Annotated in this window: 22 protein-coding genes and 1 tRNA gene; 14 read left to right on the plus strand and 9 right to left on the minus strand. The window is 59.0% G+C overall.

The genetic code is table 11. From position 1 onward, the window contains the following. The first annotated feature begins 28 nt into the window (after positions 1 to 28). The gene (gene nrdF, locus EII11_RS08235; protein WP_124871365.1) at positions 29 to 1,054 is read left to right on the plus strand and encodes a class 1b ribonucleoside-diphosphate reductase subunit beta; all 1,026 of its coding nucleotides are present in this window, start codon (positions 29 to 31) and stop codon (positions 1,052 to 1,054) included. A 138-nt stretch (positions 1,055 to 1,192) separates the two neighbouring features. Beyond that, positions 1,193 to 1,762 (plus strand): NADPH-dependent FMN reductase, encoded by a 570-nt coding sequence (locus tag EII11_RS08240; RefSeq protein WP_124871369.1) that lies wholly within the window; start codon positions 1,193 to 1,195, stop codon positions 1,760 to 1,762. Between the two features lie 76 nt (positions 1,763 to 1,838). Here the strand turns inward: EII11_RS08240 and EII11_RS08245 are convergent, their stop codons facing one another. Both EII11_RS08245 and EII11_RS08250 read right to left on the minus strand, forming a co-directional pair. Next, complete coding sequence (locus EII11_RS08245) at positions 1,839 to 2,741, minus strand: diacylglycerol kinase catalytic domain-containing protein (RefSeq protein WP_338068046.1); 903 nt, start codon at positions 2,739 to 2,741, stop codon at positions 1,839 to 1,841. Positions 2,742 to 2,745: 4 nt separating this feature from the next. After that, complete coding sequence (locus EII11_RS08250) at positions 2,746 to 3,750, minus strand: SPFH domain-containing protein (RefSeq protein ID WP_124871372.1); 1,005 nt, start codon at positions 3,748 to 3,750, stop codon at positions 2,746 to 2,748. A gap of 83 nt (positions 3,751 to 3,833) precedes the next feature. Here EII11_RS08250 and EII11_RS08255 point away from each other — a divergent pair, with 83 nt between their 5' ends. Next, positions 3,834 to 4,583, plus strand: coding sequence for an NUDIX hydrolase (locus EII11_RS08255; RefSeq protein ID WP_124871375.1), 750 nt, complete (start codon positions 3,834 to 3,836; stop codon positions 4,581 to 4,583). Positions 4,584 to 4,704: 121 nt separating this feature from the next. Here EII11_RS08255 and EII11_RS08260 read toward each other — a convergent pair. From EII11_RS08260 to EII11_RS08285, 6 genes are all read right to left on the minus strand, one after another. After that, positions 4,705 to 4,786 (minus strand) — tRNA-Leu (locus EII11_RS08260). 88 nt (positions 4,787 to 4,874) lie between these two features. Further along, on the minus strand, positions 4,875 to 5,663 hold the full coding sequence (locus tag EII11_RS08265) for a formate/nitrite transporter family protein (protein ID WP_124871378.1): 789 nt from the start codon (positions 5,661 to 5,663) through the stop codon (positions 4,875 to 4,877). A gap of 99 nt (positions 5,664 to 5,762) precedes the next feature. Beyond that, on the minus strand, positions 5,763 to 6,851 hold the full coding sequence (gene mnmA / locus EII11_RS08270; RefSeq protein WP_124871381.1) for a tRNA 2-thiouridine(34) synthase MnmA: 1,089 nt from the start codon (positions 6,849 to 6,851) through the stop codon (positions 5,763 to 5,765). Continuing rightward, on the minus strand, positions 6,848 to 8,113 hold the full coding sequence (locus EII11_RS08275; RefSeq protein WP_276310962.1) for a cysteine desulfurase family protein: 1,266 nt from the start codon (positions 8,111 to 8,113) through the stop codon (positions 6,848 to 6,850). The genes mnmA and EII11_RS08275 overlap by 4 nt, the downstream gene beginning before the upstream one ends. After that, entirely contained in the window at positions 8,110 to 9,084 is a 975-nt protein-coding gene (locus EII11_RS08280) for an electron transfer flavoprotein subunit alpha/FixB family protein (RefSeq protein ID WP_124871384.1), read from the minus strand. Before EII11_RS08280 ends, EII11_RS08275 begins: the two co-directional genes overlap by 4 nt. A 1-nt stretch (position 9,085) precedes the next feature. Next, positions 9,086 to 9,862, minus strand: coding sequence for an electron transfer flavoprotein subunit beta/FixA family protein (locus EII11_RS08285; RefSeq protein WP_124871387.1), 777 nt, complete (start codon positions 9,860 to 9,862; stop codon positions 9,086 to 9,088). Between the two features lie 196 nt (positions 9,863 to 10,058). Here EII11_RS08285 and glgX point away from each other — a divergent pair, with 196 nt between their 5' ends. The 11 genes from glgX to EII11_RS08340 all read left to right on the plus strand — a co-directional run bounded on the left by glgX (position 10,059) and on the right by EII11_RS08340 (position 24,440). Continuing rightward, entirely contained in the window at positions 10,059 to 12,305 is a 2,247-nt protein-coding gene (gene glgX / locus EII11_RS08290) for a glycogen debranching protein GlgX (protein WP_124871390.1), read from the plus strand. A 22-nt stretch (positions 12,306 to 12,327) separates the two neighbouring features. After that, positions 12,328 to 13,428: a tryptophan--tRNA ligase gene (trpS, locus tag EII11_RS08295; protein WP_124871393.1), complete on the plus strand. Its 1,101-nt coding sequence runs from the start codon at positions 12,328 to 12,330 to the stop codon at positions 13,426 to 13,428. Between the two features lie 144 nt (positions 13,429 to 13,572). Beyond that, on the plus strand, positions 13,573 to 14,616 hold the full coding sequence (locus EII11_RS08300) for a serine hydrolase domain-containing protein (RefSeq protein WP_124871396.1): 1,044 nt from the start codon (positions 13,573 to 13,575) through the stop codon (positions 14,614 to 14,616). Between the two features lie 83 nt (positions 14,617 to 14,699). Further along, positions 14,700 to 15,512, plus strand: coding sequence for a VIT1/CCC1 transporter family protein (locus EII11_RS08305; RefSeq protein ID WP_205649273.1), 813 nt, complete (start codon positions 14,700 to 14,702; stop codon positions 15,510 to 15,512). 64 nt (positions 15,513 to 15,576) lie between these two features. After that, complete coding sequence (locus EII11_RS08310) at positions 15,577 to 17,631, plus strand: maltotransferase domain-containing protein (RefSeq protein WP_124871400.1); 2,055 nt, start codon at positions 15,577 to 15,579, stop codon at positions 17,629 to 17,631. A gap of 3 nt (positions 17,632 to 17,634) precedes the next feature. Next, a complete protein-coding gene (gene glgB / locus EII11_RS08315) occupies positions 17,635 to 19,818 on the plus strand; it encodes a 1,4-alpha-glucan branching protein GlgB (protein ID WP_124871404.1) in 2,184 nt (727 codons plus the stop codon). A 201-nt stretch (positions 19,819 to 20,019) separates the two neighbouring features. Further along, on the plus strand, positions 20,020 to 21,054 hold the full coding sequence (locus tag EII11_RS08320; protein WP_124871407.1) for a hypothetical protein: 1,035 nt from the start codon (positions 20,020 to 20,022) through the stop codon (positions 21,052 to 21,054). Next, positions 21,045 to 21,707, plus strand: coding sequence for an ATP-binding cassette domain-containing protein (locus EII11_RS08325; protein ID WP_124871410.1), 663 nt, complete (start codon positions 21,045 to 21,047; stop codon positions 21,705 to 21,707). The genes EII11_RS08320 and EII11_RS08325 overlap by 10 nt, the downstream gene beginning before the upstream one ends. Beyond that, positions 21,704 to 22,807 carry a hypothetical protein gene (locus EII11_RS08330; protein ID WP_124871413.1) on the plus strand — a complete coding sequence of 368 codons (1,104 nt, stop codon included), beginning with the start codon at positions 21,704 to 21,706 and terminating at the stop codon, positions 22,805 to 22,807. Before EII11_RS08325 ends, EII11_RS08330 begins: the two co-directional genes overlap by 4 nt. Positions 22,808 to 22,812: 5 nt before the next feature. Continuing rightward, positions 22,813 to 23,607 (plus strand): hypothetical protein, encoded by a 795-nt coding sequence (locus EII11_RS08335; protein ID WP_124871416.1) that lies wholly within the window; start codon positions 22,813 to 22,815, stop codon positions 23,605 to 23,607. Positions 23,608 to 23,636: 29 nt separating this feature from the next. Further along, positions 23,637 to 24,440, plus strand: coding sequence for a hypothetical protein (locus tag EII11_RS08340; RefSeq protein ID WP_124871418.1), 804 nt, complete (start codon positions 23,637 to 23,639; stop codon positions 24,438 to 24,440). A 4-nt stretch (positions 24,441 to 24,444) separates the two neighbouring features. On the opposite strand, the gene EII11_RS08345 is transcribed toward EII11_RS08340, so the two are convergent. Continuing rightward, positions 24,445 to 25,416: a tetratricopeptide repeat protein gene (locus tag EII11_RS08345; RefSeq protein WP_240623114.1), complete on the minus strand. Its 972-nt coding sequence runs from the start codon at positions 25,414 to 25,416 to the stop codon at positions 24,445 to 24,447. Positions 25,417 to 25,422: the final 6 nt, after the last annotated feature.

Below are 25,422 nucleotides of genomic sequence, written 5' to 3' on the forward strand. Positions count from 1 at the left end.
TTACACATCCCCCACCGAAGGACACATCATGTACCCTGTCTTGCCTAACAACCCCATCAGCGAGTTTTCTGTTACCCCGCCCTTCTTCCGCCACGACCCGACGGCACGTCTGCGTCCGATTAACTGGAATCGCATCAGTGATGATAAGGACTTGGAAGTCTGGAATCGTCTGACAGCGAACTTTTGGCTTCCCGAGAAGGTTCCGCTGTCGAATGATTTACCTGCATGGAATCGGATGAGGCCCGAGGAGCGCACCCTGACGATGAGGGTGTTCACTGGCCTGACGATGCTCGATACCGTCCAGGCAACAGTTGGCGAGATTAGCCAGATTCAAGACGCCCAAACCGAACATGAGGAAGCGGTGTATACCAACATTGCCTTCATGCAGTCGGTGCACGCTCGTTCTTACTCATCGGTGTTTTCAACCCTAAGTAACACTGATGAGATTGATGAGGCGTACCGTTGGGCGGTTGACAATGATCTGCTCCAACAACGCGCTAAGACGGTGCTGGGCTACTACTACGGTGACAATCCCCTCAAGCGCAAAGTGGCTTCAACCCTGTTGTCCTCGCTTTTGTTGTACGCAGGGTTCTACTTGCCATTGCATTTCTCGGTACATGCAACATTGACGAATACCGCAGACATGATCCGTTTGATTCTGCGTGATAAGGCCGTTCATGGCTATTACTCGGGGTACAAGTATCAACGTGGTTTAGAAAAGTGCTCCCCCGAAGAACGCCAAGAGATGCATGATTTCACCTACGGCCTTCTGGAGGAACTCTACGCTCTGGAGTTACGTTACTCCGGTGAACTCTATGAACCTTTGGGGCTGATGGACGACGTTGCTGTGTTCGTTCGATACAACGCGAACAAAGCGTTGATGAACCTTGGGTACGCTGCACGCTTCAGCCCGGAAGAGACCGAAGTGAATCCTGAGATCTTGGCTGCTTTGGCACCGGGCGCAGAGGAAAATCATGATTTCTTCTCTGGATCAGGATCGTCCTACATTATCGGCACTGCGGTGGCGACCGAGGACGAAGACTGGAATTTCTAGGTGTCCGCATAGGGCAGTCTTCGCACGGAAGTATGTGTGAGGGGAGCGAGGCTATGAATAGCCTCGCTCCGGAGCCTACAATGGTGAGGCTGCTCAAATATCGATGTCATTAGTTCTATGAACGACAAGGATCCCGTGATGACGACTATTTCTGTGCTAGTGGGCAGCTTACGCCGAGGCTCATATGCGCGAAAGATCGCAATGAATCTACTGACGATGTTTCCAGACGGCTGGAATGTTCGCATTGTTGAGATCGGCGATCTTCCTCTCTACAACTTTGATTATGACGATCCAGGCGTTGAGGACATACACCTTCCTGAGTCATATATCGCCTTCCGTCAGGCGATTTCTGCCTCTGATGGGGTTTTCTTCGTCACCCCAGAGAACAACCGCACTATTCCTGCGTGCCTGAAGAACGCGGTAGATATATGCTCCAAGCCCAACCATGATGTGGCCTGGAAAGGTAAGCCTGCCGGAATTATCAGCCATTCAGTGGGTCGCATGGGCGGATATTCCTCGCAGAAGAATCTCCGGTTGGCTTTGTCATACTTCGACATGCCAATGCCCGGTCAGCCCGAAGTGTTCCTTGGGCAGTCCCCTTCTTTGCTGGGCGAGGACGGAAGGTGGGCATCAGATGACACGCGCGCTTTCGTCCAAGCGTATGTCGACCGTTTCGTAGCACTCGTTAAGGGCGAACGCTCTCGGTGATGAGCGCTCTCTTGTGGTCCTGCCGGTGGCATGCTCATCGGCAGGACCACTCAGATGATCGCTGAAATACTTCTTGTCAGATGTCGGGCTGAACGAGGTGGAGGCGTTCTCCTGACACGCTTACCGCAAGCGTTTGCCCCCACTGAGCAACGAGGCAGTCCTCTTCAAGTCCGTCTCCAAAGGCTACGAGACGTTCAGATTGGACAGTGAGAGAAAGACTTTGCCCATCACCAATCATGCCGTTAACCAGTGTTGTGCCGGTTGCTGGTGATGGCCAGGCTTCTCGTACAAACCAGGCGACGGCGCGATCTGTTTGGGCTGGGAGCACTGGATGCCCATAGGCAGGGGCCAGGGAGGCCGCCCACCCTGTTGCTCCCGCCCCTGTGCTGGCAATGATTCCTGAGGAGGATTGGCGTTCCTCTTGCCCGTCAACGTGCAGGAGATAGCGCGCAGATTGATGCGAGGAGTGCCCTATGAAAATGTCGTTGAGCGCGTTCAGACGCTGACCATCGTCAAGCTCGCACTGCACCATTGTCAGGCCTGTCGCCTGAGCAGCCTGACCCGCAGCATGTCTGCTGAGCAGTCGGGCACCTGTGTCAACGGAGAGTGGCACAAGCACCCCGGCATTGATTTCTGGCATCGCATTGATCCCAAAAACGGGTTGGCCGCTAAGGTATTTGGCGACATTGGCGACGAGTCCGTCGGAACCGACAACCGCAATAATGTCGTTCTCAAGAAATAGGAAGCGTGACAGGTCAGCGCGTTCTACTTCGGCCACGTTCCATTCCGCAGGGACCGCTGCTCGTATGGTGGCAAGTGCGGCCTCGGTGCTGGCGTGTGCTCTGTCCACATCTTCGAGAGAGCGCCCGCGCGAGCGCAGGAAGAACTCTGCTTGGCCTCGCGTAGAGTGACGGGCAAGAAGTTCGGTGAGTTCGGTATTGCGATAGACGAGGACGAGGCGCGGGCGCAGGATACTCATGTGGCTATTCCTTCGAGGTGGCGACGAAGTTACCAAGGGCGCTGCTGAGCATATCTGGGGTGAGATTAAGTTGACCGATTGCCGGCAAATGAGTGGCGAGTTCACGCAGAGCAAGAGCGTGGAGGATCTCTGGTGAAACCGTCGTGTATGCCGCGAGGCGTTCACGCTCGTTATCTGCTTCTGCTTGACCGATGAGTCGCATTGCGGCCGCTCGAGCGTTCTCGGTGACTTCAGTAGCCTCGGCATTGCCTCGCGCAGCAATGAGTGAGGCTGCAGCCTTTTCTTCAGCTTGGAGGCGCTCGTTGGCGGCTTCCTGGGCGATGATTTCTTTGTGTCGGCGTGCAAGTTCAAGCTTGGCGGCAGCTTCGTTTTCAGAGATGCGTTGTTCCTGTTCGACAGCTTGAGCGCGGCGAGTGTAAAGGGCCCGGTCGGCTTCAGCTTGGAGGCGTTCTCGCAGGGGTGTTTGGAGGGCTTTTTCTACCTCCGGGGTGGGGCGCAGGGAGAGGACGCGGACGTCGTAGACGTTGATACCGGTATCGCTGAGCCGTGTTTGTTGGGAGAGTTGTTCAACGAGGGCGTTGTGAACGTGGGTGATACCGCTGTGGAGGGCGTCACTGAGTGGCAGGGCTGCAATGACGTGGGTGGTGATGGATTGGGCGAGCTGTTCGACGAGTTTGGCAACTTGGCGCGGTCCTTGCGGTTGTTGTCCCCTATCAATGGGGTAGATGTTGAAGTCGAAGTGTTGAGCAACCATTGCGGGGTTGGCAAAGCGGTAGGTGACGACGGCTTGTACCGCGATGTCTTGCCGGTCTGCGGTGACAGCATGGAAGAGCGCGGAGTGTTCATGATCAATTGCAGGAACCTCAGCTAAGGCGCTGGTAGTGGGACGGAACCAGAAGCTACGCCCCAGTCCTTCATGGTGGATCTTGCCATTGCTGAGGTGAACGATGTGGTCGGTGGGTGCACCTTGGTAGTGTGCGATGAAGGGGTAGCGGCTGATGTGTCCCATGATGACCTCCTTAATTAACGTCACTATGACGATAATTCCCCCACCCCCTTTCTGTCAAGTTGACGATAATGTAGGCTGGTTGCATGACTACCCCCACCCCTCTTTCGATACCTGCAACGGCAGAATTACTTCCCGTCACAGTCGACATTGTCCTTCTAACAATTCACGACGACACTCTCTGCACGCTTCTCATTGAACGCGCCCTTCCTCCTTTTGACAGCAAATTCGCTCTTCCAGGAGGCTTTATCCTTCAGGGCGAGGACCTAGCAGATGCAGCACGTCGCGAGCTCAGCGAAGAGACAGGCCTCACCCCCCTTGGACACCTCGAACAACTGCGAACATACGGCCCGCTTGGTCGAGATCCGCGCGGGCCGATTCTTTCCGTCGCCTACCTTCTCCTTGCCCCTAGCTTTGATCTCCCTTCAGCAGGTGGCGACGCGCGCAGCGCTCAATGGGTTCCCGTTGACACGATTCTGACAAAGCAGATCTCCTTGGCTTTTGACCATACCCAGATCCTGCACGATGGGCTTGAGCGGGCGCGAGCAAAGCTCGAATATTCGGGACTCGCTACCGCTTTTTGTCCCGAGGAGTTCACCATTGAGCAGCTACGTCGGGTCTACGAAACAGTGTGGGGAACCCCTCTTGATCCTCGAAACTTTCACCGCAAAGCAACCGGCACAAAAGGTTTCATCGAACCCACAGGGAACACCTCAAGCGGCATCGGCCGCCCCGCAGCCCTTTACCGCGCTACCGATAGCGTTTCATCTCGCACAACAGTTCTTCATCCGCCAATCATGCGACCTCAGACCCTGCAGACCAGTAATGAGCTATAGCCGCGACAGCACCTAGGCGAGCATTGGCAGCAAGAATAGGCCAATCGCCCCACACTTACCCAAGGGAACATAAACACTGTGCCGCGACATCCAGAAGGGATGTCGCGGCACAATCCACATGTGCGCGAGATGGGACTTGAACCCACACGTCCGAAGACACTGGAACCTAAATCCAGCGCGTCTGCCAATTCCGCCACTCACGCCTACCCTGTCTATTCTACAGGGATTTTTCTCCGTCTTTGACAGCCAGCGCGGTGCTCTCACCCACTACTGAGTGAAGGCACCGGCGCGTCAGTGAACGAGTGTGCGATCAGCCTGGGCTGCGAACCACATGGTGCCACCAACAAAGACAGCGCCACCAACAATATTGCCCGCTAAGACAACACTGAGGTTGCGGGCGGCCTCGACCCATGTACCACCGTCAACACCGTGCATAATTCCCAGGGCGAAGGTGGTCATATTGGCGACAACGTGTTCCATGCCTGAAGCAACAAAGGTTGCCATACACCATGCCATGAGGATCATCTTTGCCACCTCATGCTGTGCACGAGAGACCGACCAAATGGCCAGGCAGACAAGGATGTTACACAGGATTGCACGGAAGAAGAGTTCCACGGTGGTCTTGTGGGCTTTGGCAGCAACGACGGAGGCCATCGCCGCGCCGGGGACGGTTCCCTCGGCCATGATGCCACCTCCCCAGACCAGGGCAGCGACCAGAATTGATCCAAGAAGATTGCCGACGATCATAATGCCGAAAGCACGTGCAGCCCCGGAGGTACTCACACCTTTTTCTTTGAGGCCGATTGGCAGAATCATCATGGCCGAGGTAGCCAGTTCACCTCCAGCGAAGACCACCAAGATCAGGCCAATACCAAAGACACCACCTTCGACCAGTGACGCCCAGGGAGAGCCTGCCACGCGCAGTGGGCCGCCGCCGGTCATCATAAAGACGTCGGCAAGGCCGATAAAGAGGCCTGCCATGATTGCGCCCACAAGGTAGTACCCCATATTGGCTGATGCGTTCACTTTATGTCGCGCTGCACCCACTTGGGCTTGGATGTTTTCTGGCAAGGTCAGCATGACGTCACGCCCCCACTCAATGTTTCAGATTTTTTATCAGTTGCCAGGACTCAATGCTACCGGGACACTACCCGCACCGCAGCATCTGCCCACGTATCATCAGCGTCGCATCGCCTTGACAATGGTTCCTTCACCAAGCACTCGCGTCCCCCGGTACACCACTAACGATTGCCCGGCGGCAACACCTCGTAAAGATTGAGCCAGGTCAACGCGTAAACCACTGCCCTCATGCGCACACTCTGCGACAGGAACCGGCGTGCCGTGAGCTCGCACCTGCACGAAGAGGTCGTGAGTATCCTCACCCTGATCGTCCCCAGCGAGCCAAATAATGTCCTCGCAGAGAATCCGATCCACGCTGAGAAGCTCAGCAGCGCCCACAACAACCTGGTTACTCTCGGGGCGAGTCTCAATGACATAACGTGGCCGACCATCCGCAGCGGGATTACCCAGGTGCAGACCTCGACGTTGACCGACGGTGAAGTTCCAATAGCCATCGTGTTCCCCAACAACGGCTCCATCAGCGTCAATGATCTGTCCTGGAGTTGACCCCAGGCGTGCGCGCAAGAAACCTTGCGTATCACCGTCAGGGATAAAGCAAATGTCGTAGGAGTCGGGCTTATCGGCAACCCCCAGGCCCAAACGGTCGGCCTCGGCGCGCACCCATGCCTTATCGGGGGCATCCCCCAAAGGCAAGAGCACCCGCTCAAGTTCGTCCTCTCCCATGACGGCCAGCACGTAGGACTGATCCTTCAGGTTGTCATAACCGCGGTGCAGCTCTTTACCTGCCTCCCCTTCCACGATACGCGCGTAGTGTCCCGTACACACGGCATCAAAGCCAAGGGCGCGGGCACGATCAGCCAGCTCACGGAACTTCACGAACTCATTGCAGCGCACGCAGGGGTTAGGAGTGTGCCCCTTTTGGTACTGTTCAACGAAGTCGGTAATCACTGTCTCTTCGAACTCTTCGGCAAGATCCCACACGTAGAAGGGGATGCCAAGGATTTCTGCAGCACGCGCGGCATCACCGGCATCCTCTACCGAGCAGCAGCCTCGTGAACCGATGCGGCATTCCTGGGGGTTGGTGGACAGCGCCATGTGGACGCCCACCACCTCATGTCCGGCTTCGACAACCTTGGCAGCGGCAACTGCGGAGTCAACGCCACCTGATAGCGCGGCTAGAACTCTCATTGGGCGCTCCTCTTATTGGCAGCAGTGTGCGTGGTTTTGCGTGTGTCGCGGGCGTCAAGGGCCTGCCCGGCTCGAATAGCAGCCGGTAATGCCGCAACAAACCTCTCAAGGTCGGCGCGGCTACTTCTCTCCCCCAAAGAGATACGTAGGACACCTAGGGCTTGGTCAGCGCTACGCCCCATAGCCATCACCATGGCAGAGGGGCGCGTAACCCCCGCGTGGCAGGCTGATCCTGCAGACACCATCACTCCAGCCATATCCATGGCCATGAGGACCGCCTCGGGGTGGGTGGTGGGGATTGACAGGTGGATGATGGCTGGCGAGGCGACCTCCGTTGGAACAGTCACTGCCACATCCTCCGGCAGGTGGTTCACGAGGTAGTCGCGGAGCTCCGCCATGTGGGCATAGTGGGCATCGCGCACGCTCACGGCATGTTCGAGGGCGGCCGCGAGCGCCACGGCGCCGGCAACGTCTGGGGTGCCCGAGCGGATGCCTCGCTCGTGGCCTCCGCCGGGGCGGTCGGTGGCCAGGGGTGTGCCACGTTTCGCGAGTAGTGCTCCAATGCCGACAGGGGCACCGATCTTGTGTCCGCCGAGGCTGAGCAGGTCAACGCCCATCGCGGCAAAATCAATGGCGTGGGTGCGGATGGCTTGGGCGGCATCCGTATGGATCAAAGGAGTGCCCTCCCCCGCCGTATCGTGAGTCTGTTCCGGCACGGCATCGTTGCAGCCAGCGCGCACACGGGCAACGAGTTCTTCTAAGGGCTGGATGGTGCCCAGTTCTGAGCAGACCATAGGAACGGTCAGTAGCGCGGTCTGGGGCAGCATGCTTTCAAGATTGTCAGGGAGGATGCTGACACCTCGCCCGTCAAGAGCGAAAGCGGAGACCTGAAAACCTTCTGCTGTCAGCACGCCCTCCTGGTGGGCGACGGCATCATGGTCAGCCAGGGAGTAGAACACTTTTTGGCGTTGGGGGTGGCGTGCACGTACCCCTCGTGCTCCACCGCTTACCCCGAGGGCGCAGGACTCTGTGGCGCCGGAGGTGAAGATCACCTCGGCGCGTTCTGCCCCCAGGGCTGCGCCCACGCGCTCTCGGGCGTCCTCCAGCATGCGCTTAGCCGTGCGCCCCCCGCCGTGGAGGGCTGCTGGATTGCCTGGAGCGACCCGCAAAGCGCGTACAGCAGCAACCCATGCCTCCTCAACCTCAGGAAGCATGGGTGCTGATGCTGCGTAGTCAAGATAGACCGAGTCGGCTGCGGTCACGCTTGCCCGTAGCCCTCTCGACGAAGAACCTCAATGGCCTGGGGAACGACCTCGAATAGGTCACCGACAACGCCAAAGTCTGCAATCTCGAAGATGGGTGCGTCGGGATCGTCACAAACAGCCACGATGTGGCGTGAGGATTGCATACCAACCGTGTGGTGGATGGCACCTGAGACACCCAGGCCGATGTAAAGATTGGGTGAGATGGAGACGCCGGTCTGACCGACTTGAAGGCTGCGCGACACCCACCCTTCATCGGTGGCGACGCGGGTGGCGCCCACAGCGGCATCCAGGAGGTCGGCAAGTTCTTCTGCAGGGCTGAAGTCCCCCTCAAGGCCACGGCCGCCAACGATGACGGTGCGGGCTTCAGTGAGGGGCATACGGCCGGTCCGCTCCTGCGGGGTGGATGAGACAACGGTGACGGCGTCGGCTGCGGCGCTAAAGTCCACGGTGAGGGCCTCGACGTTTGCGTCGGCGGGTGCCTCGGTTTCTTCAATCGCGGAGGGGCGGATGGCGAGGATTGCCGGGGCGTCCTCGACGTGGATGGAGGTCTCCCAGGCGCCGGCGAGGGCGGGCTTAGAAGCGTGAATATTGCCGTTTTCTTCCCATGCGCGGGTGACGTCGACAATGGGGGCTCCACCGAGTGCCACAGCGAGGCGTGCGGCGACCTCGCGACCCAGGTAGTGGGAGACGCACAGGAGCGCCTCCGCACCAACAGCCTGCATAGCGGCCTGCGCTGCGTCAGCGACAACGGCGCTCAGCCGAGGGCTGCGGCCTCCCAAGTCGGCAACGAGAACGCGGGCGGCGCCGTAGCGGGCGAGGGCATCGGTGTCGGGAGTGTCCAGTGCGAGGGCGACGACGGGGCCACTGGTGAGTGAGCGAGCGGCGGTGAGCACCTGGGCGGAGGGGGCGGTGAGGGCTCCCGCCTCGTCATGATCCACGAGGGCGAGGATTGGGGTGGTCAGAGTCATGTCACTTCACCTCGTTGATGAGATAGTGGGCGAGGCGTTCGCCGGCGTCACCGGAGTCGGTGATGATCGTTCCTGAGCCGTCCCGCTGATGTTCAACCGTGGTGTTGACGATGGTGGCGGTGGCGGGCGTGTCGCATCCGAGGTCCTCCAGTGAGACCTCGTCGAGCGGCTTGGAGCGGGCGGCCTTCATGGTCTTGAAGGAGGGGTAGCGCGGCTCGTTGATCTGGTCGGTGACAGACAGAACGAGTGGCGTGGAGGCGCTGAGGACTTCGTCCATGCCATCAACACTGCGCGTAATCGTGGCAGTCCACGGGCCCTCGCCGGAAATCTCCAGGGCGTGAGCCAAGGACAGCAACGGACGGCCCAGGTGGGCGGCCAGGGCTGCAGGAACGAGGGAGGTCATTGCGTCAAGAGAGGCCATGCCGGTCACAACAAGATCAGCCGGGCCGTGTTCTTCTTCAATGCGGGCAATCCCAGCGGCAAGGACAGCGGCGGTACCGGCAGCGTCGGTGCCTTCCAGCGCATCATCGGAAATCAGGAGCGCACGGTCGGCACCCATTTGCAGGGCGCGCATGAGGGCGTCTTCTGCGTCGGCGGGGCCCATTGTCAGGGCGATCACCTCGCCGCCGTGTTCTTCTACGAGGCTAACGGCCGCTTCAACAGCGTTTTCGTCGAGTTCGTTGAGGACATCGTCCTCTCCTCGCACGAGGCGACCGTCCTCAAAGCGACGCTCGGATTGCACATCGGGAACGTGCTTGACACACACTACGATTCTCATGCCTTTAAGGGTGCCATAAATTGTGCGGAAAACGCTCCTTCCACAGCAATGCTCGGCACATGTCACATATTCGTCTATTTCCAGGTAATCCCCGTGATGAATGGGCGAAGTTCACAGCGCCCCACAGGGCTATTTACGTGAGGCGGTATTAGGATGGAGCGTCATTAAAACCGTCCCGCCCCGACCAGGAGCCCTAATGTTTACCGCCCATCCTTTGACTGTGCCTAATCCTTTGCCAGAGAAGCTGGGTGTGCACTACCAAGATGGTGCACTCAACATTGCTGTGGTGGCAACGCATGCGACCTCCGTGGACTTTTGCGTCTTCCCTGGTGGCGATCTCTCCCACGAGGAACGCTATACCCTGCTTGGTCCCGACAATGGCGTGTGGCATGGCCGTCTCGAAGGCTATGGAGTTGGGACCCGCTACGGTTTCCGCGTTGACGGACCTTGGGATCCTGACTCGGGCCTCTTCCACAACCCTGCCAAGCTTCTCATTGATCCCTACGCGCGTGGGCTTGACGGTGAGGTGAATGTCTCTCCCGAAATTTACGCCCACGTTGTCAACTCCGACCTGGCCCCCACCTCACAGCCTCCTTCACGCTCGGAGCTTGATTCAGCGGGCCATGTTCCCTTCTCCGTTGTTGTTGATTCCTCCTTCCCTATTGCGTCCAAACCGCGCACGCCTTGGAAGGACACTGTCCTGTATGAGATCCATGTCAAGGGTTTCACTCAAGAGATGCCTGAGGTGCCCGCCGACTTGCGCGGCACCTACGCTGGCTTGGCTCATCCCGCTTCAATCGCCCACATGAAGAGCCTTGGCATCACCGCCGTTGAACTCCTTCCGGTTCACGTCAAGCACGAGGAAACCTTCCTCACCACTCGCGGGTTAACGAACTATTGGGGATACTCCACACTCAACTTCTTTTCCCCTGAAGCCTCATACGCCACCGCCATCGCACAAGAGCGCGGCCCGCAGGCCGTCGTTGATGAGTTCCGTGGCATGGTGTCGATCCTGCACCAGGCAGGTATTGAGGTCATCTTGGACGTGGTCTACAACCACACCTGTGAAGGCAATAATGACGGCCCCTCATTGTCGTGGCGAGGCCTGGATAATTTCGTCTACTACCGTCATTCGGCCGAACGCCCCCGTCACATCGTGGATGTTACGGGATGCGGTAACACGGTGGCTGTTGACCACGGACGCGCTATGCAGATGGTGTTGGACTCCCTGCGCTACTGGTCCGAAGAGATGGGCGTTGACGGTTTCCGCTTTGATCTTGCGGCGACGCTTGGCCGTTTTGCTGACGGCTATACTCCCGCGCACCCCTTGTTGATGGCGATTGCCACCGACGCTACCCTGAGCCTGGATAAGCTCATTGCTGAACCGTGGGATGTGGGCATGGGAGGCTGGCAGACCGGTAATTTCCCTCCGCCTTTCTCGGAGTGGAATGACCGTTTCCGTGACTCAGTCCGTAACTTCTGGCTGGTGGATATGCGCGAGCTCGCTGCCGGACGCTGCGCCCCCGGGCCTAACGATCTTGCGACACGCTTGCAGGGTTCAGAAGACCTCTTCGGTAATGGGGTGGGCTACCTGCGTGGACCCCGCGCCTCGGTGAACTTTGTGACAGCTCATGACGGTTTCACTCTGTCAGACCTCACCTGCTTTGATCACAAGCACAATATGGCTAACCTCGAAGAAAACCGTGATGGCACGAACGATAATCGCTCGTGGAATCACGGTATTGAGGGCACAACCTCTCGAGGGCCCGTTGATGGTGTTCTTAACCCCGACATTGCAGAACTCATCGAGGACCTGATGCCGACGCGTTTGCGTACTCGCCGTAATATTCTCGCCACGCTTTTGGTGGCAGCGGGTACGCCAATGATTCTTGGTGGCGACGAAATCTGCCGCACCCAGTTTGGTAATAACAATGCTTACTGCCAGGACAATGAGATTTCCTGGGTGGATTGGACACTCGATCAAGCGCAGCGCGATATGTTCGATACCACGCGTTGGCTGCTTTACCTGCGCCGCCACTTCCCTGCACTGCGTCCCGATGATTTCGGCAAGGGGCAAGCGCTCAATGGTGATTCCATTCCTGACGTGTCCTGGTGGACTGCTGAAGGTGAACGTATGCCCGACCACGGGTGGGGAGAGCAACACAACCGCGTCTTCCAGCTCATGCGTTCTGGCCAGCACTGGGGTGGGGATGATGCCCTCATTGTCATCAACGGCACCCTTGAGCCCCGCACAGTCCAATTCCCTGTTGGGCACAAGAAGGGATGGAGTATCGCCTTCGACTCGGCGTGGACGACACCTCTTGATGGTGGTATTGACGTCAATGCTTTGGACGGGCACACCACTCCTGAGTTCAAGATGCTCAAGAGCGATAAGACAAGCATCCAGTTAGAGCCTCAGTCGGTGGTAATTCTGCTCTCGTGAGTTGGCCTATTAGACTATTCGGGTGAGCACTTCCGAAGATATTTTGGCTAATTCAACAAACGAGGCATCCCTGGCGCGTTCTCGCGCTCGCAGTGCAGAGATTGACGCCGCTATCGACACCGATCCCAGCCGTTTCCGTATGCTGACGGGCGATCGCCCAACGGGTCGGCTGCATCTGGGCCACTATTTTGGCACCCTGCACAACCGCGTGATCTTGCAAGACCGCGGAGTGGATACCTGGGTTCTTGTCGCTGACTACCAGGTGATTACCGACCGTGACGGCGTGGGGCCCATCCGCGAGCGCGTTCTGGGTTTGGTTGCCGACTATCTGGCGGTCGGCCTTGATCCTGAGCGCACGACGATCTTTAATCACTCTGCGATTCCGGCTCTCAACCAGTTGATGCTGCCTTTCTTGTCGCTGGTCACTGAGTCGGAGCTTCACCGTAACCCCACAGTCAAAGCCGAGTTGGAGGCCACGGACGGTCGAGCTATGTCTGGCCTGATGCTGACCTACCCTGTTCATCAGGCTGCCGACATCTTGTTCTGCAAGGCCAATATTGTGCCTGTCGGCCAGGATCAGCTCCCCCACTTGGAACAGTCGCGTCTGATCGCGCAGCGTTTCGATAAGCGCTACGGTCGCGTTGATCCTGAACATCCCGTGTTCCCCCGCCCCGATGCGCTTTTGTCTGAGGTGCCGCTGCTGTTGGGGACTGACGGGGCAAAGATGTCGAAGTCACGTGGAAACACCATTGAGTTGGCTATGACAGCCGATGAGACGGCCAAGATTTTGCGTAAGGCAAAGACGGACGCTGATCGTGTCATCACCTTTGACCCGGTGAATCGCCCTGAGGTGTCGAACCTTTTGATGATGGCGTCCATGGCAACGGGCGAGGCTCCCGAAGCGATCGCTGAGCGCATTGGTGATGGCGGTGGCGGCGTCTTGAAGGCGACCGTGACCGAGGCTCTCAATGACATGCTGGCCCCCATTCGTGCCCGCCGTGCGGAGCTGGTAGCAAACGAGGATTACCTGCTGTCCGTTCTGGCTGCCGGTAATGAAAAGGCCACTGCTCAGGCCGAGGCGACCCTGAATGAGGTTCGCCAGGCCATGCAGATGGTGTACTAAGTGCAGGCTTAAAGGGAGGAGGCCGCTTTCTGTTGGCGACACTGCGAGAGCAACGTAAAGGTGTCAACAGAGAGCGGCTCCTGCCATATCAAGTGGCCTCCACTGAGCCTTGCTTAGCAAGAAGGTTAGAGGAAGGAGCATGGTGTGGAGCTGCAGGATTTTTATACACGCCTAACACGCCACTTCGATCGGTCGGCACACACATGGCAACCGCAAGTCGCGGTTTCGGCGCCCCATCGGGGCATCAACTTTCATTACGGGCCTCGTGACATCCCTTTTCACGGGACAAGCGTAGGCAAGCTCGTCACAGCGGCCTGCGTCATGCAGCAGGTGGACAATGGTGCCTTAACGCTCGATACCCCGATTGCCAGCGTCCTTGCTTCTGCCGAGCTTGAGGGACTGTTCGCTGCGGGACATCTTTATGAGGTCACCATTGAGCACCTCCTGACCCACACCTCGGGTGTCAATGACTACTTCGATGGACGGGCCAGGGGCGGCAAACTCAGCAAACGTGCCCTTGCTGACCTGGAACGAAAATGGTCACCTCACGATCTGCTTAATCACACTCGTACCAATCAACGGCCCGTCGGCAAGCCAGGACAACGCTTTTTCTATAGCGATACCGGTTTTGTTCTGCTCGGGCGCATCCTTGAAGAGACCAGCGGTCTGCCCCTTGAGACTCTCTTCCACGAGAGGGTGTTTTCTCCTTTAGAGATGACAAGTGCCTTCATGCCCTACCGCTCATCCCCACATCAGGGCGGGAGCAGCCTTGCGCCCATGTGGCTAGGAAAAACACGAGTAGACCTTTCCCCGGCGCTGACTCTGGATTGGGCCGGCGGAGGCATTGCTGCTACGCCAAACGACTTCGTTCGTCTTATTCGGGGCCTTCGAAATGGAACCTTGGTGTCGCAAGAGTCGTGGGAGCGGATGACGATCCTGCGAAACCGTTTCCGCGTAGGTCTGCGCTATGGGGCAGGCACCATGATCGTTAATTTTGCGGAGTTGTCCCCCTGGGCACGCAATTGGCCACGCCTTGGTGGACATTTGGGAGTGAGTGCCGCACATGTATGGCACGATCCCGTTCACGACGCAGATATTGTCATTAACTTCGGCTCAACCGCCGCTATGCGCCCAAGTTTTCGCGCACTTTACGAGGTGGTGGGAGCCTTGCGTTCCCTCAATTCGTAGGTTTAAGGCCAGCCTTTCCTGCCCTCGTACAGGAGCGGCTGCCCTTCGTAGACAGGCTGTTTTCTCGCTTTTAGGGTGGGGGTATGAGTGCAGCACTATCTCCCTCGCAGATGGCTTCGTTGTCGGCCTCGCAAGGCCCCTCAGATGGCCTCGCTACCCACGCTGAAAGCACCGCGCGCACTGAAAGCACTGCTCACGCCACGAACGGTGAAAAGCAGCGTTCCGTTGCCTCGCGCCTAAACTGGCTGCGCGCTGGCGTGCTCGGCGCCAATGACGGCATTGTGTCGATCTCTGGCCTGCTGGTGGGTGTGGCTGCCGTTGACCCGGCGAACACGACGGCGATTGCGTTGGCCGGCGTGGCCGGTATCGTTGCCGCTTCCTTGTCGATGTCGGTGGGCGAGTACGTGTCGGTGTCAACTCAGTTAGACACTGAGCAAGAACTGGTGCGTAAGCAGTGGTTAGCGCTCGCTGATAACCCCGCAGCGGAGGAAGCTCGCTTGGCCAAGCTCTGGGTGGATCGAGGCCTGAGCGAGACGACAGCAAAGGCTGTGGCCGCTGAGCTTTCTGCCCATGATGCCATTGATGCGCATTTGACGACGGAACACAATATTGACCCCGACGATCTGACCAGTCCGTGGGCTGCAGCGATCTCGTCCTTTATTGCCTTCGTCATTGGCTCCCTCCTGCCTTTTATCACGATGCTTGTATCGCCGGTGGCGTGGCGTATCGGCGCAACCTTCGTCGCGGTGACGGTGGCTCTGGCGCTGACCGGCTGGCTCTCGGCATGGTTGGGGCAGGCTCCGCGCCTTAAAGCAACGGCACGCTTGGTTATTGGTGGTGGTGTGGCAATGGGCTTGACCTACTGGGTTGGCCATCTCTTTGGAGTAAATATCTAGCACCCTGCACACAACCGTGTGCTCTGCCCCACACTCAGGTGCTTCTCAGTAGTAGGCTAGTGGGGTGAGCGAATTCCATATGACACGTATTCCCGCAGTTGAGCTCTTCCCCACCGTCGAGGGAGGCCGCCTGCCCGCCAAAGCCGCCGAAGGAGAACCCTTCCCGATCCGCGCTACCGTCTTTCGGGAAGGACACGATGCCTTCGCCGCCGAAGCTGTCCTTGTGACGCCTACCGGAGCTGTCCACTCCCGCACACTGATGCGCGATATTGCCAAGGGGCTTGACCGCTACGAGGCATGGGTGATGGCCCCCACGCCCGGAGACTGGTCCTTCCGGGTGGACACCTGGGCAGACCCCTACGCCACTTGGCGTCACGATGCCACGATCAAAATCAAGGCAGGCATCGATGTTGAGCTCATGTGCGAAGAGGGCGCGCGCCTCATGGAACGCTGCATTGCCGGGAGGGCGATTGCAAACCCCACCCAGGCTCCTGCTCCCGCTGCCCTGCGTGAGGTGCTGACGGCGGCGGCCTCGTCCTTACGCGACCGCACCCTGACCCCCCAGCAACGCCTTTCAGCGGGCCTAGCTTCGCAGGTGAAGGCAGCTTTTGCGGCCCACCCCGTGCGTGATCTCCTGGACTCAACCGAGGCCTACCCCCTGGACGTGGCACGCTCACGCGCACTGGCAGGCGCCTGGTATGAGATCTTCCCTCGCTCAGCCGGAGCCTTCCAAAAGCCTGACGGCACCTGGGTGTCGGGCACCCTGCGCGGCGCAACAGAGGACCTGCCGCGTATCGCTTCGATGGGCTTTGACGTCATTTACCTCACCCCCATCCACCCCATTGGTACCACCCACCGCAAGGGGAAAAACAATACCCTCACAGCCCTTGAAGGCGACCCAGGTTCCCCCTACGGCATTGGTTCTGCCGAGGGCGGCCACGACGCTATCCACCCTGATCTGGGCACCTTCGATGACTTCGATGCTTTTGTCGCTCGCGCGAAGGCCAATGGTATGGAGGTCGCCCTTGATCTGGCCCTCCAATGCTCCCCAGACCACCCCTGGGTCACCCAACACCCCGAATGGTTCAATGTCCGAGCCGATGGAACCATTGCCTATGCGGAAAACCCTCCCAAGAAGTATCAAGACATTTACCCCCTGAACTTCGACAAGGACCCTGAAGGCTTAGGCGATGCTATTCGTGATGTGATCCAGGTGTGGATCGATCACGGGGTGACGATCTTCCGCGTGGATAACCCCCACACAAAGCCGCTGAATTTCTGGAAGGACACCCTCGATCACTTCCACGCCACCCACCCCGAAGTCATCTTCCTGGCGGAAGCCTTCACCCGTCCAGCCATGATGCGCACGCTGGGAGCAATTGGTTTTGACCAGTCCTACACCTACTTCACCTGGCGGGTCGACAAGGACGAGATCATCGACTACCTCACCGAGGTTTCCACCCAGACCGCCCACCTTATGCGCCCCGCTTTCTGGCCGACCACGCACGACATTTTGACCCCTCAGATGTGGACGGGCGGCACGGCGATCTTCGCTCTGCGAGCAATCCTGGCGGCCACGTCCTCACCCACCTGGGGCATCTATTCTGGCTATGAGTTTGTCGAGAATGAGCCTCGACCCGGCTTTGAAGAGCAGAACAATAACGAAAAGTACGAGTACCGCCCACGCGTATGGGAAGAAGCCGAGACGACAGGTATTCCTCAGCTCTTCACCCTGCTCAATGCCGCGCGGGCGAAGCACCCGGCCCTGCGGCAGTTGCATCAGATTCGTTTCCACCACACCGACCACCCTGAAATTTTGTGCTTCTCCCGCCAAGTTGATGGACGTTTTACCACCTCGGGTGAGACGGACACGGTCATCACCGTCTTGTCATTGAATCCTCACGACACCGTCGAGGGCACGATTGAACTTGATTTGAGTGAAATGGGCGTCGGAGAATCCGGCGGTCACGGGGATCACCTTGTTGACCTGGTTGATGAACTGGACGGACGCCACTACACCTGGGGAACAAAGAACTGGGTGAGATTGTCGCCCTGGACTCGCCTGGGGCATATCATGGCAGTAGTGCCGTCCCGCACACATTCCACCTGGGAGGATTAACCGATGGAGCTGACACCAATTACCGTGGATACGTCCCTGCTTGACGCCGTTGCCGCAGGCCACCACTACATGCCGCATGCCGTGCTGGGCGCCCATCTGGGCGAAGACAGCGTCACGATCCGCAGCGTTCATCATCTGGCTGATGCCGTCGAGATCGTCACCGCTGAAGGTTCCTTCCCCGCCGTTCACGAACGCTCGGGTGTATGGGTGGCGGTACTGCCCCTGACAGTCATCCCCGACTATCGCGTGCGCGTCACCTACGGGGATCACACCACCGAGGTGGACGACCCTTATCGTTTCCTGCCCACCCTGGGTGAGATGGACACCTACCTCATTTCTGAGGGCCGCCACGAGGATTTGTGGAAGGTCCTGGGTGCGCGCGTGATGTGCTTTGACGGGGACATGGGCGCTGTCGAGGGTGTTGCCTTCGCCGTATGGGCACCCAACGCTCGCGCTGTGCGCGTGGTGGGTGACTTCAACTTCTGGGATGGGACTGCCACCGCCATGCGTTCCCTGGGAGCATCGGGCGTGTGGGAGCTCTTCGTTCCTGGCGTGACAGTGGGAGCCCGCTATAAGTTCGAGATCCAGGGTCCCGATGGTAACTGGTTCCAAAAGGCTGACCCGATGGCTCGCGCCACGGAGATTCCTCCGGCTACGGCCTCGGTGGTGACCGACCGTTTCCACGAATGGGAAGACGACGAGTGGATGGCCAAACGCGCCGCCACCAACCCCCATGAGGGCCCGATGTCGATCTACGAGGTTCACGTAGGCTCCTGGCGTCAGGGGCTGGGATACCGTGAGCTCGCTGACGAGCTGGTGCCCTATGTGACGAAGATGGGCTTTACTCATGTGGAGTTCATGCCCGTGGCCGAGCATCCCTTCGGCGGCTCCTGGGGCTACCAAGTGACCTCCTACTATGCGCCAACCTCACGCTATGGCACCCCTGATGACTTCCGCTATCTGGTGGATCGCCTGCACCAGGCTGGCATTGGCGTCATCTTGGACTGGGTGCCCGCCCACTTCCCCAAGGATGATTGGGCTCTGGCACGCTTTGATGGCACTGCCCTGTATGAGGATCCCGACCCACTGCGTGGCGAGCACCCTGACTGGGGCACCTACGTCTTTAACTTCGGCCGCCGCGAGGTGCGTAACTTCCTGGTCGCTAACGCCCTGTACTGGCTCGAAGAGTTCCACATTGATGGCCTGCGTGTGGATGCAGTGGCCTCGATGCTCTACCTCGACTACTCGCGTAATGACGGCCAGTGGCGCCCCAACCAATTTGGTGGACGCGAGAATCTGGAAGCCATTGAGTTCATCCAGGAAGCCAACGCGACCGCCTACCGCGCCCACCCTGGCATCATGATGATCGCGGAGGAATCCACCGCATGGCCGGGCGTCACGGCACCAACCTCGGGTGGCGGCCTGGGCTTTGGGATGAAGTGGAATATGGGGTGGATGAATGACACCCTGCGCTACATGCAAGAAGACCCAGTGAATCGTCGCTGGCACCATGGGGAGTTGACCTTCTCGCTGGTCTACGCTTTCTCAGAGAACTTCGTTCTGCCGCTCTCTCATGACGAGGTCGTGCACGGTAAGGGGTCGCTGATCAATAAGATGCCCGGCGATAAGTGGCAGCGCATGGCTGGCCTGCGCGCACTCTTTGCCTACCAGTGGTCCCACCCCGGCAAGCAGTTGCTTTTTATGGGTCAAGAGATTGCCCAGGAGGTGGAGTGGCAGGAGGCTTACGGCCTGGACTGGTGGCTGCTTGACCAGCCCGATCATGCTGGGCTCAACCGCCTGGTGGCTGCGTTGAATAAGATCTACACCTCCTCCCCTGCCCTGTGGGATGACGACTACACCGGCTTTGAGTGGATCGATGCTTCTGACGGGGACCACAATGTCATCTCCTACCTGCGTAAGGGCGCAGTAGAAGATGGCGAGCAGGACGTGCTGGTGTGCGTGGCCAACTTCGCGGGTAACCCCCATGAGGGCTACCGCGTGGGCCTGCCCTTTGGGGGTGAGTGGGAGGAAGTCCTCAACACCGACGATGTAGCCTTTGGTGGTTCAGGCGTGACCAATGTGGGCACGATCTACGCCGAGCACATCGGCTGGAATGGCCGGGCTCATTCCGTGGAGCTGCGCGTGCCGCCACTGGGCGCCGTGTGGCTTCGTCCCAAGAAGAACTGAGCTGACGTTCGGCACCCCTGTGGCGGGTGACCGATCGTTGAGGGCGGGTGCGATTCCAAGCGAACGCACCCGCCCTTGTTTATCCCTTATGCGGGCAACACGCGTTCTCTCCCCTTGCGGAGGCTTCCCCCCCACAGAAAAGTATGTAAGATTTGAATATATAAACTACTGTGACACATCGGGACGCGAAGGAGCACCCCCATGGCACTATCTCTTCGGCATATTGGTCTTGGCCTGACAGGGGCCCTCATTGTTGGCGCTCTGGGCGCCACGCTCGGAGCCCTCACCTTTGCTCCCCCAGTTCCCAGTTCCTTGAGCACGCCCCCTTCCATTACCTCAGCAGCCGTGAGCAGTCGCTCCTTCGTTGATGAACGCACCGTGACCATCACTCTCAAGATCAAAGAAGCCGATGCTGCCGTCACTCCGCGAGCCGGACGTGTCACAGCGCTGAATGTTGTCCCTGGTAGCGAGCTCACCTCCGGCTCTCCTATGCTCAGCCTTGACGGTCATCGCATTATCGCTCTTCATACTGCAACGCCTCTCTATCGCGAGATCAATGACGAGGCAGTCGGCACCGATATTGAAGCTCTTCAAAACGAACTCGTTAACCTTGGTTACGACATTGCTGTCACCGGCCGCGGAAGTTGGGGCACACGTTATGCTCTAGCTGACCTGCTCGACATTGATGACGGTAATGGCGGTGTGCCCGCCTCGATCCCCCACGACCTTATCTTCTGGCTGCCTGCCCAGAAGGTCAACGTTAAGGCTGTCAACGCACACCTGGGCGACGTGCTAGAACCCAACGCTGAGCTGGTGACGCTCACAGGCGGGGCAAGTAGCGGCTTCATTACCCTGCCGCCGGGAGCTGTTGACGGCTCGCGCGTCCTCAAAGTCAGCGGCAAGGACTACCCCGTTCCTGACACCGGCATTATCGAAGATCAAACTGTCCTTCAGGCCATCGTTGCTTCTGAGGCCTACACCTTTGGCCAGATGCAACAGCAAGGCAAGGAGGACGCGGTGCTGTCTTTACCGTGGAAGCTCGCTGAGCCCATTGACGTGCAAGCTGTGCCTGCTGCGGCACTCTTTGATGTCACGCCTGAGACGGCATGTGTCTCCAGTGGCGGAAAGATCCTACCTGTGACGATCATTGCCTCTGAACTGGGACAAAGTTTCATCACCACCGCCGAGCCTCTGACCGAGGTTGACCTGCAGGTGGAGGGCCTGAAATGTCCGTGATTCTGCGCGATCTTGGACACCGTTTCCCCGGTGGCCCGTGGCTGTTTCGCACGGTGAACGCCCAGGTCGTGCCAGGTGACGTGACAGCGTTGATTGGCCCGTCGGGTTCGGGGAAGTCAACGATGCTGGCCATTATTGCTGGGTGGATTGGCGCTGCCGAGGGCGCAGTGGAGATTGCCCCGCGCGCGGATGGCTCTCCGGCAAGACTCAACTGGGTGTTCCAGAATCCTCATGGCGTGCCGCGCCGCAGCGCCATCGATCATGTGATGGTTCCCCTCTTTGCGCGCGGTTTTACTATTCCCCAAGCGCAGGAGGCCGCGCAGGCCCTCATGGAAGACTTTGCGCTCAGCCATGTTGCAGACAGACCTTTTGCGACCCTCTCAGGTGGTGAGGGCCAGCGTCTCATGCTTGCTCGCGCTCTTGCTGCAGCTCCTGATGTGCTCCTCGTTGATGAGCCCACTGCCCAGCTTGACCAGCGCACCGCACACCAGGTCGCAGGAACTTTAACTGCCCTGCAAAGCCGTGGCGTGGCGGTCATTATTGCCACTCACGACCCCTCGGTGCGCGATCAGTGTTCCTCGGTCATTGATTTGGCGGATTTTGTCTCCTTCGATGATGACGAGGGCATTACAGCAGCGGAGGTGGGAGCGTGAAGTCCTCCGCATTGCGCCGCGAAATCTGGCGCGATATCTCGACCGGCACTGCGTGGAGTGTCATATTCACGCTCGTTGCCTCTGTGCTCTTGACGGGGCTGGCCGCTGCCGACGTGCTCTTGGTGAGCAGGATTAATGCTCAGGCCGAGCACTACCGCTCCTCGATGGCCTCGATTATGGTGATGGAGGCCAAGGGGAAGATCAATGCTCACGCCTGCCTTGCGCTCTCACGCCAGCCGGGCGTTCATGCCGTCGTTGCCGTGCGTTCCCCCGAGAAGCAGGTGAGTGCTGACGCACTGCCCTCCTCCTCGATCCGTACCTACGAGTCCACCCCCGGTGTGGAGCGCATCCTTCGTATCCCCGTGACGGAGCGCGCGGGTACTGACATTGCGCCCGAGCAGGTGGGAGCCTACGTGTCCCAAAGTGTGGCCGAAACCTTAGCGCTCGGCCCTGGCGAGCGCTTCAGCCTCGGCGGCCAGCAGACGATGACAATGGGGATCTTCCCGTGGGACGAGGCCGACGGGCGCCGCCCCGGTTTTGCCTACTCCCTCTTTTTGCCGGTGCCACCCCGGGGAAGCTTCGATGAATGCTGGGTAGAGACCTGGCCAATGAACCCTGCGCTCGATTCCATGATCCGTGGAAGCGTTGAGGCGGGCGAGAATCTTCCGCATCTGAGCCCCAAGCTCTACCCCTTCAATTCTTCTTTGGGCGCAACCTTTGACGGTAATGGTCTCTTTCACGATCGTCTGAGTGCTTATGCGCCGTGGCTTGTAGCGGTGCTTGGTGTGCTCATTGGTGCTGCCAGCGTGTGGCGCAGGCGCTTGGAGATCTCCTCAGATCTACATGCTGGTGTGGCGCGCGCGGATATCCTCGTGAAGTTCATGTGGGAGAGCGCCATCTGGGTGACGGCCACACAGATTCTGGCCCTGCCCGTCATGACCTGGATGGTTTTGCGCAATCCTGCCGCTGACCAAGGTCAGATGTGGATGATGGTGCTTCTCTACCTGTTTCTCAGTGCTGCTTCATGCCTGATCGGCGCTTTCCTTGCCACCCTCGGCGTGCGCGAGAAGCACCTCCTGTCCTTCTTCAAGAATAGGTGAGCCCTATGACACACACAGCGCATTCGTCATTGCTGTCTCCTTCCCTCCAGGCTGACCGACGCTATTGGAAGCGTTGGGGTGCCTGCGCCGCCCTCATCCCCCTCATATCTTTCAGTGCGGGGTGTGCGGCCATGAGCGGCGGGGATGAGGACGCTTCAGCCGCTCGCAGCGCCGAGCTCTACGCCGCCGATTTTGAACAAGCGCGCCAACGCACAGCGAACGCTCCCCTCGCCCAAGAGATCCTCGCTGACAATCGCATCACCGAAGCCGAGATGATCGGTATGTTGGACCTGTGGTCGACCTGCATGCAGGACAATGGCGTGACAGGCTACCAAGAGGGGCTGGACCCGGATTCACTGAAGTGGGATGATTCGGTGCCGTGGGAGGTCTATGAACGCGCTCAAGAGAATTGCATCGCAAAAACTGGTTATTTCGAGGTGAGCATCCTCTATCGGAGCATCACCGTTAATCCTGAGAACTACAATTGGAGTGCGCTCACCGTTCAGTGCCTCACGCGCAATCAGGTGCTTGAACCTGGATTCACCGCAGAACAGTACGACAAGGTCGCTGAGGACTTCGGTCGGGCGATCACCGAAGATAGTGTTGTTGCTGGAGGTCCGTCATTCCCCTTCCTGGGTGATCCAGCCACAGCTGAATGGATCCACGGCGAGTGTTCTCGCGATCATCGTTTCGACCGCCAGGCGGTCAGCGAACCCGCATGGGTCGATATGATGCGCCGTGAACGCAATGGGGAAACGACGGAAAACACCGGCAGCACAGGACAGTCCTCCGCGTCATAGGCGCGCAATGGCGAAAGGACAGCGGGGACATGCAGCGGGTTCATGCGGGGCGTTCAGGCCAGTACCTGCGCGCTGGCACGCCCATTCGTTGGCTAGCCACCGGCTGCCTGAGTAGCATCCTCCTGACAGGCTGCACGATAGCCCCACAGGACACCGGCGTCACGGCGGAGGTCTCAGGCCAGGCGTATGCCGCCGAGTTTGACCGGGCGCGCCGTGATTCAGCCTCCTCACCCCTTGCCCAAAAAATTCTTGAGGACAATATTATTAGCGAGCAGGAGATGCTCGAACTGCTCGATGTCTATTCGGCCTGCATGATCGACAATGGTGTCAGCGGTTTCACCGCAAGTCTCACTGGGGATGGTGGGAACGATGCCACTGTCACTCGGGCTGTGTACGATGCCGCAGAGAGCAACTGCCAGAAGCAAACCGGCTACCACGCCATCGAGTTCCTCTACAGAGACATCAGAGAAAATCCTTCGAACTACAACCGTTTCGAGATCCTTGTTGCCTGTTTTGTGCGCAACCGAATCGTTGAACCCGGGTATTCGCCAGAGCAGTATCACCGAGAGACAGAAGCCTTTTTCCACCAGGTCAAAGAGCAGACCGAGATCCTGGGTGCAAGGCCGTATTCCTTCATCGGTGATCCAGTCACGGCCGAGTGGATTTTTTCGGAATGTAGCCGCAATTCGAGCTTCAATCGCGAAGACGTGCCCGAACCCGACTACCTCGAAGAGCTTCGCCGCAGCGAGGAAGGACTACCCCCTGTCGGCGCTCCCTCGGAGGCCGAAGAGAGCAGCTTCGAAGATGCCGGACAATCCGATCCGCTGAACTGATCCCTCAGACCATCAGCAGCGTGGCAAGCTTCTGCCGGGCAACGCGCACCTCGTCAGTAGCCCCAGCAATACGGAACAGGTCCAAGAGACGCAGTCGTGCAGCGTCACGCTCCTCCCCCGCTGTTGAGGCAATCGCAGCCAGGAGCACCTCGAAAGCCTGGGCATGCTGCCCATCGGCAAAAAGGGCGTCCGCCTGAGCGGCAGCTTCTTCTGCTCCGGCTTCGCCGGCGGCTCCGGCCTCGTCAGACAAGCCCTGCTGGCGCGCCAGTAGGCGCACGCGAGCCACAGCAGCCTTCGCTGCCTCATCCTTCGGGTGGTGCTCAATAACCTTCTCCCAGGCGGCAATCGCGCCCAGCAGATCCCCAGCCTCCTCTGCGGCAAGAGCAGGGAGGTGTTCCTCAGGGATCGGGGCGGCAGTGTCGGCTTCGGACACCTTCACCCCGCCCGTCACACCCATCTGCGCGGCAGCAGCCAGAAGGTCCTCAATCACCGGCACAACCTGCTCAGCCGCAGCAGACCCCTGGAAGAGGGGGACAGGGCGGCCGCCAATAACAGCAACCACCGTCGGCAGAGCCTGAATCTGGAAAGCCTGAGCAATCGCAGGAGAAGCAGCAGCGTCAATCTCCACAAGCTGGAAGCGACCCGCGAAACGCCGCGCAACATCTTCCATCATCGTGACAGTGCTGCGCGACTCCAAAGAGGCCTGCGCCCACAGCACAATGACGACCGGCACTGCCCGCGAGGTCGACATGACCAACTCGAAAGTGGACTCATCAGCTTGAGTAATAAGTGGCACGTCCAGACGAACACTCACCACATCCTCGCGTTGAGTGGCATCACCCACCGGCGCCTGCCCCTCAGAAGGAACTCCCACAGGGCTTCCCTGGGCAGCATGCGCCGCCAAATCAATCGCCCCGTGAGAATCTGCCGGAGCTAAGGGCGTCTGAGGCTCAGAGGCTCCCATTGGCTGTGTCATCGTCAG

This window comes from Schaalia canis, from assembly GCF_003858455.1.
Lineage (GTDB): Bacteria > Actinomycetota > Actinomycetes > Actinomycetales > Actinomycetaceae > Pauljensenia > Pauljensenia canis.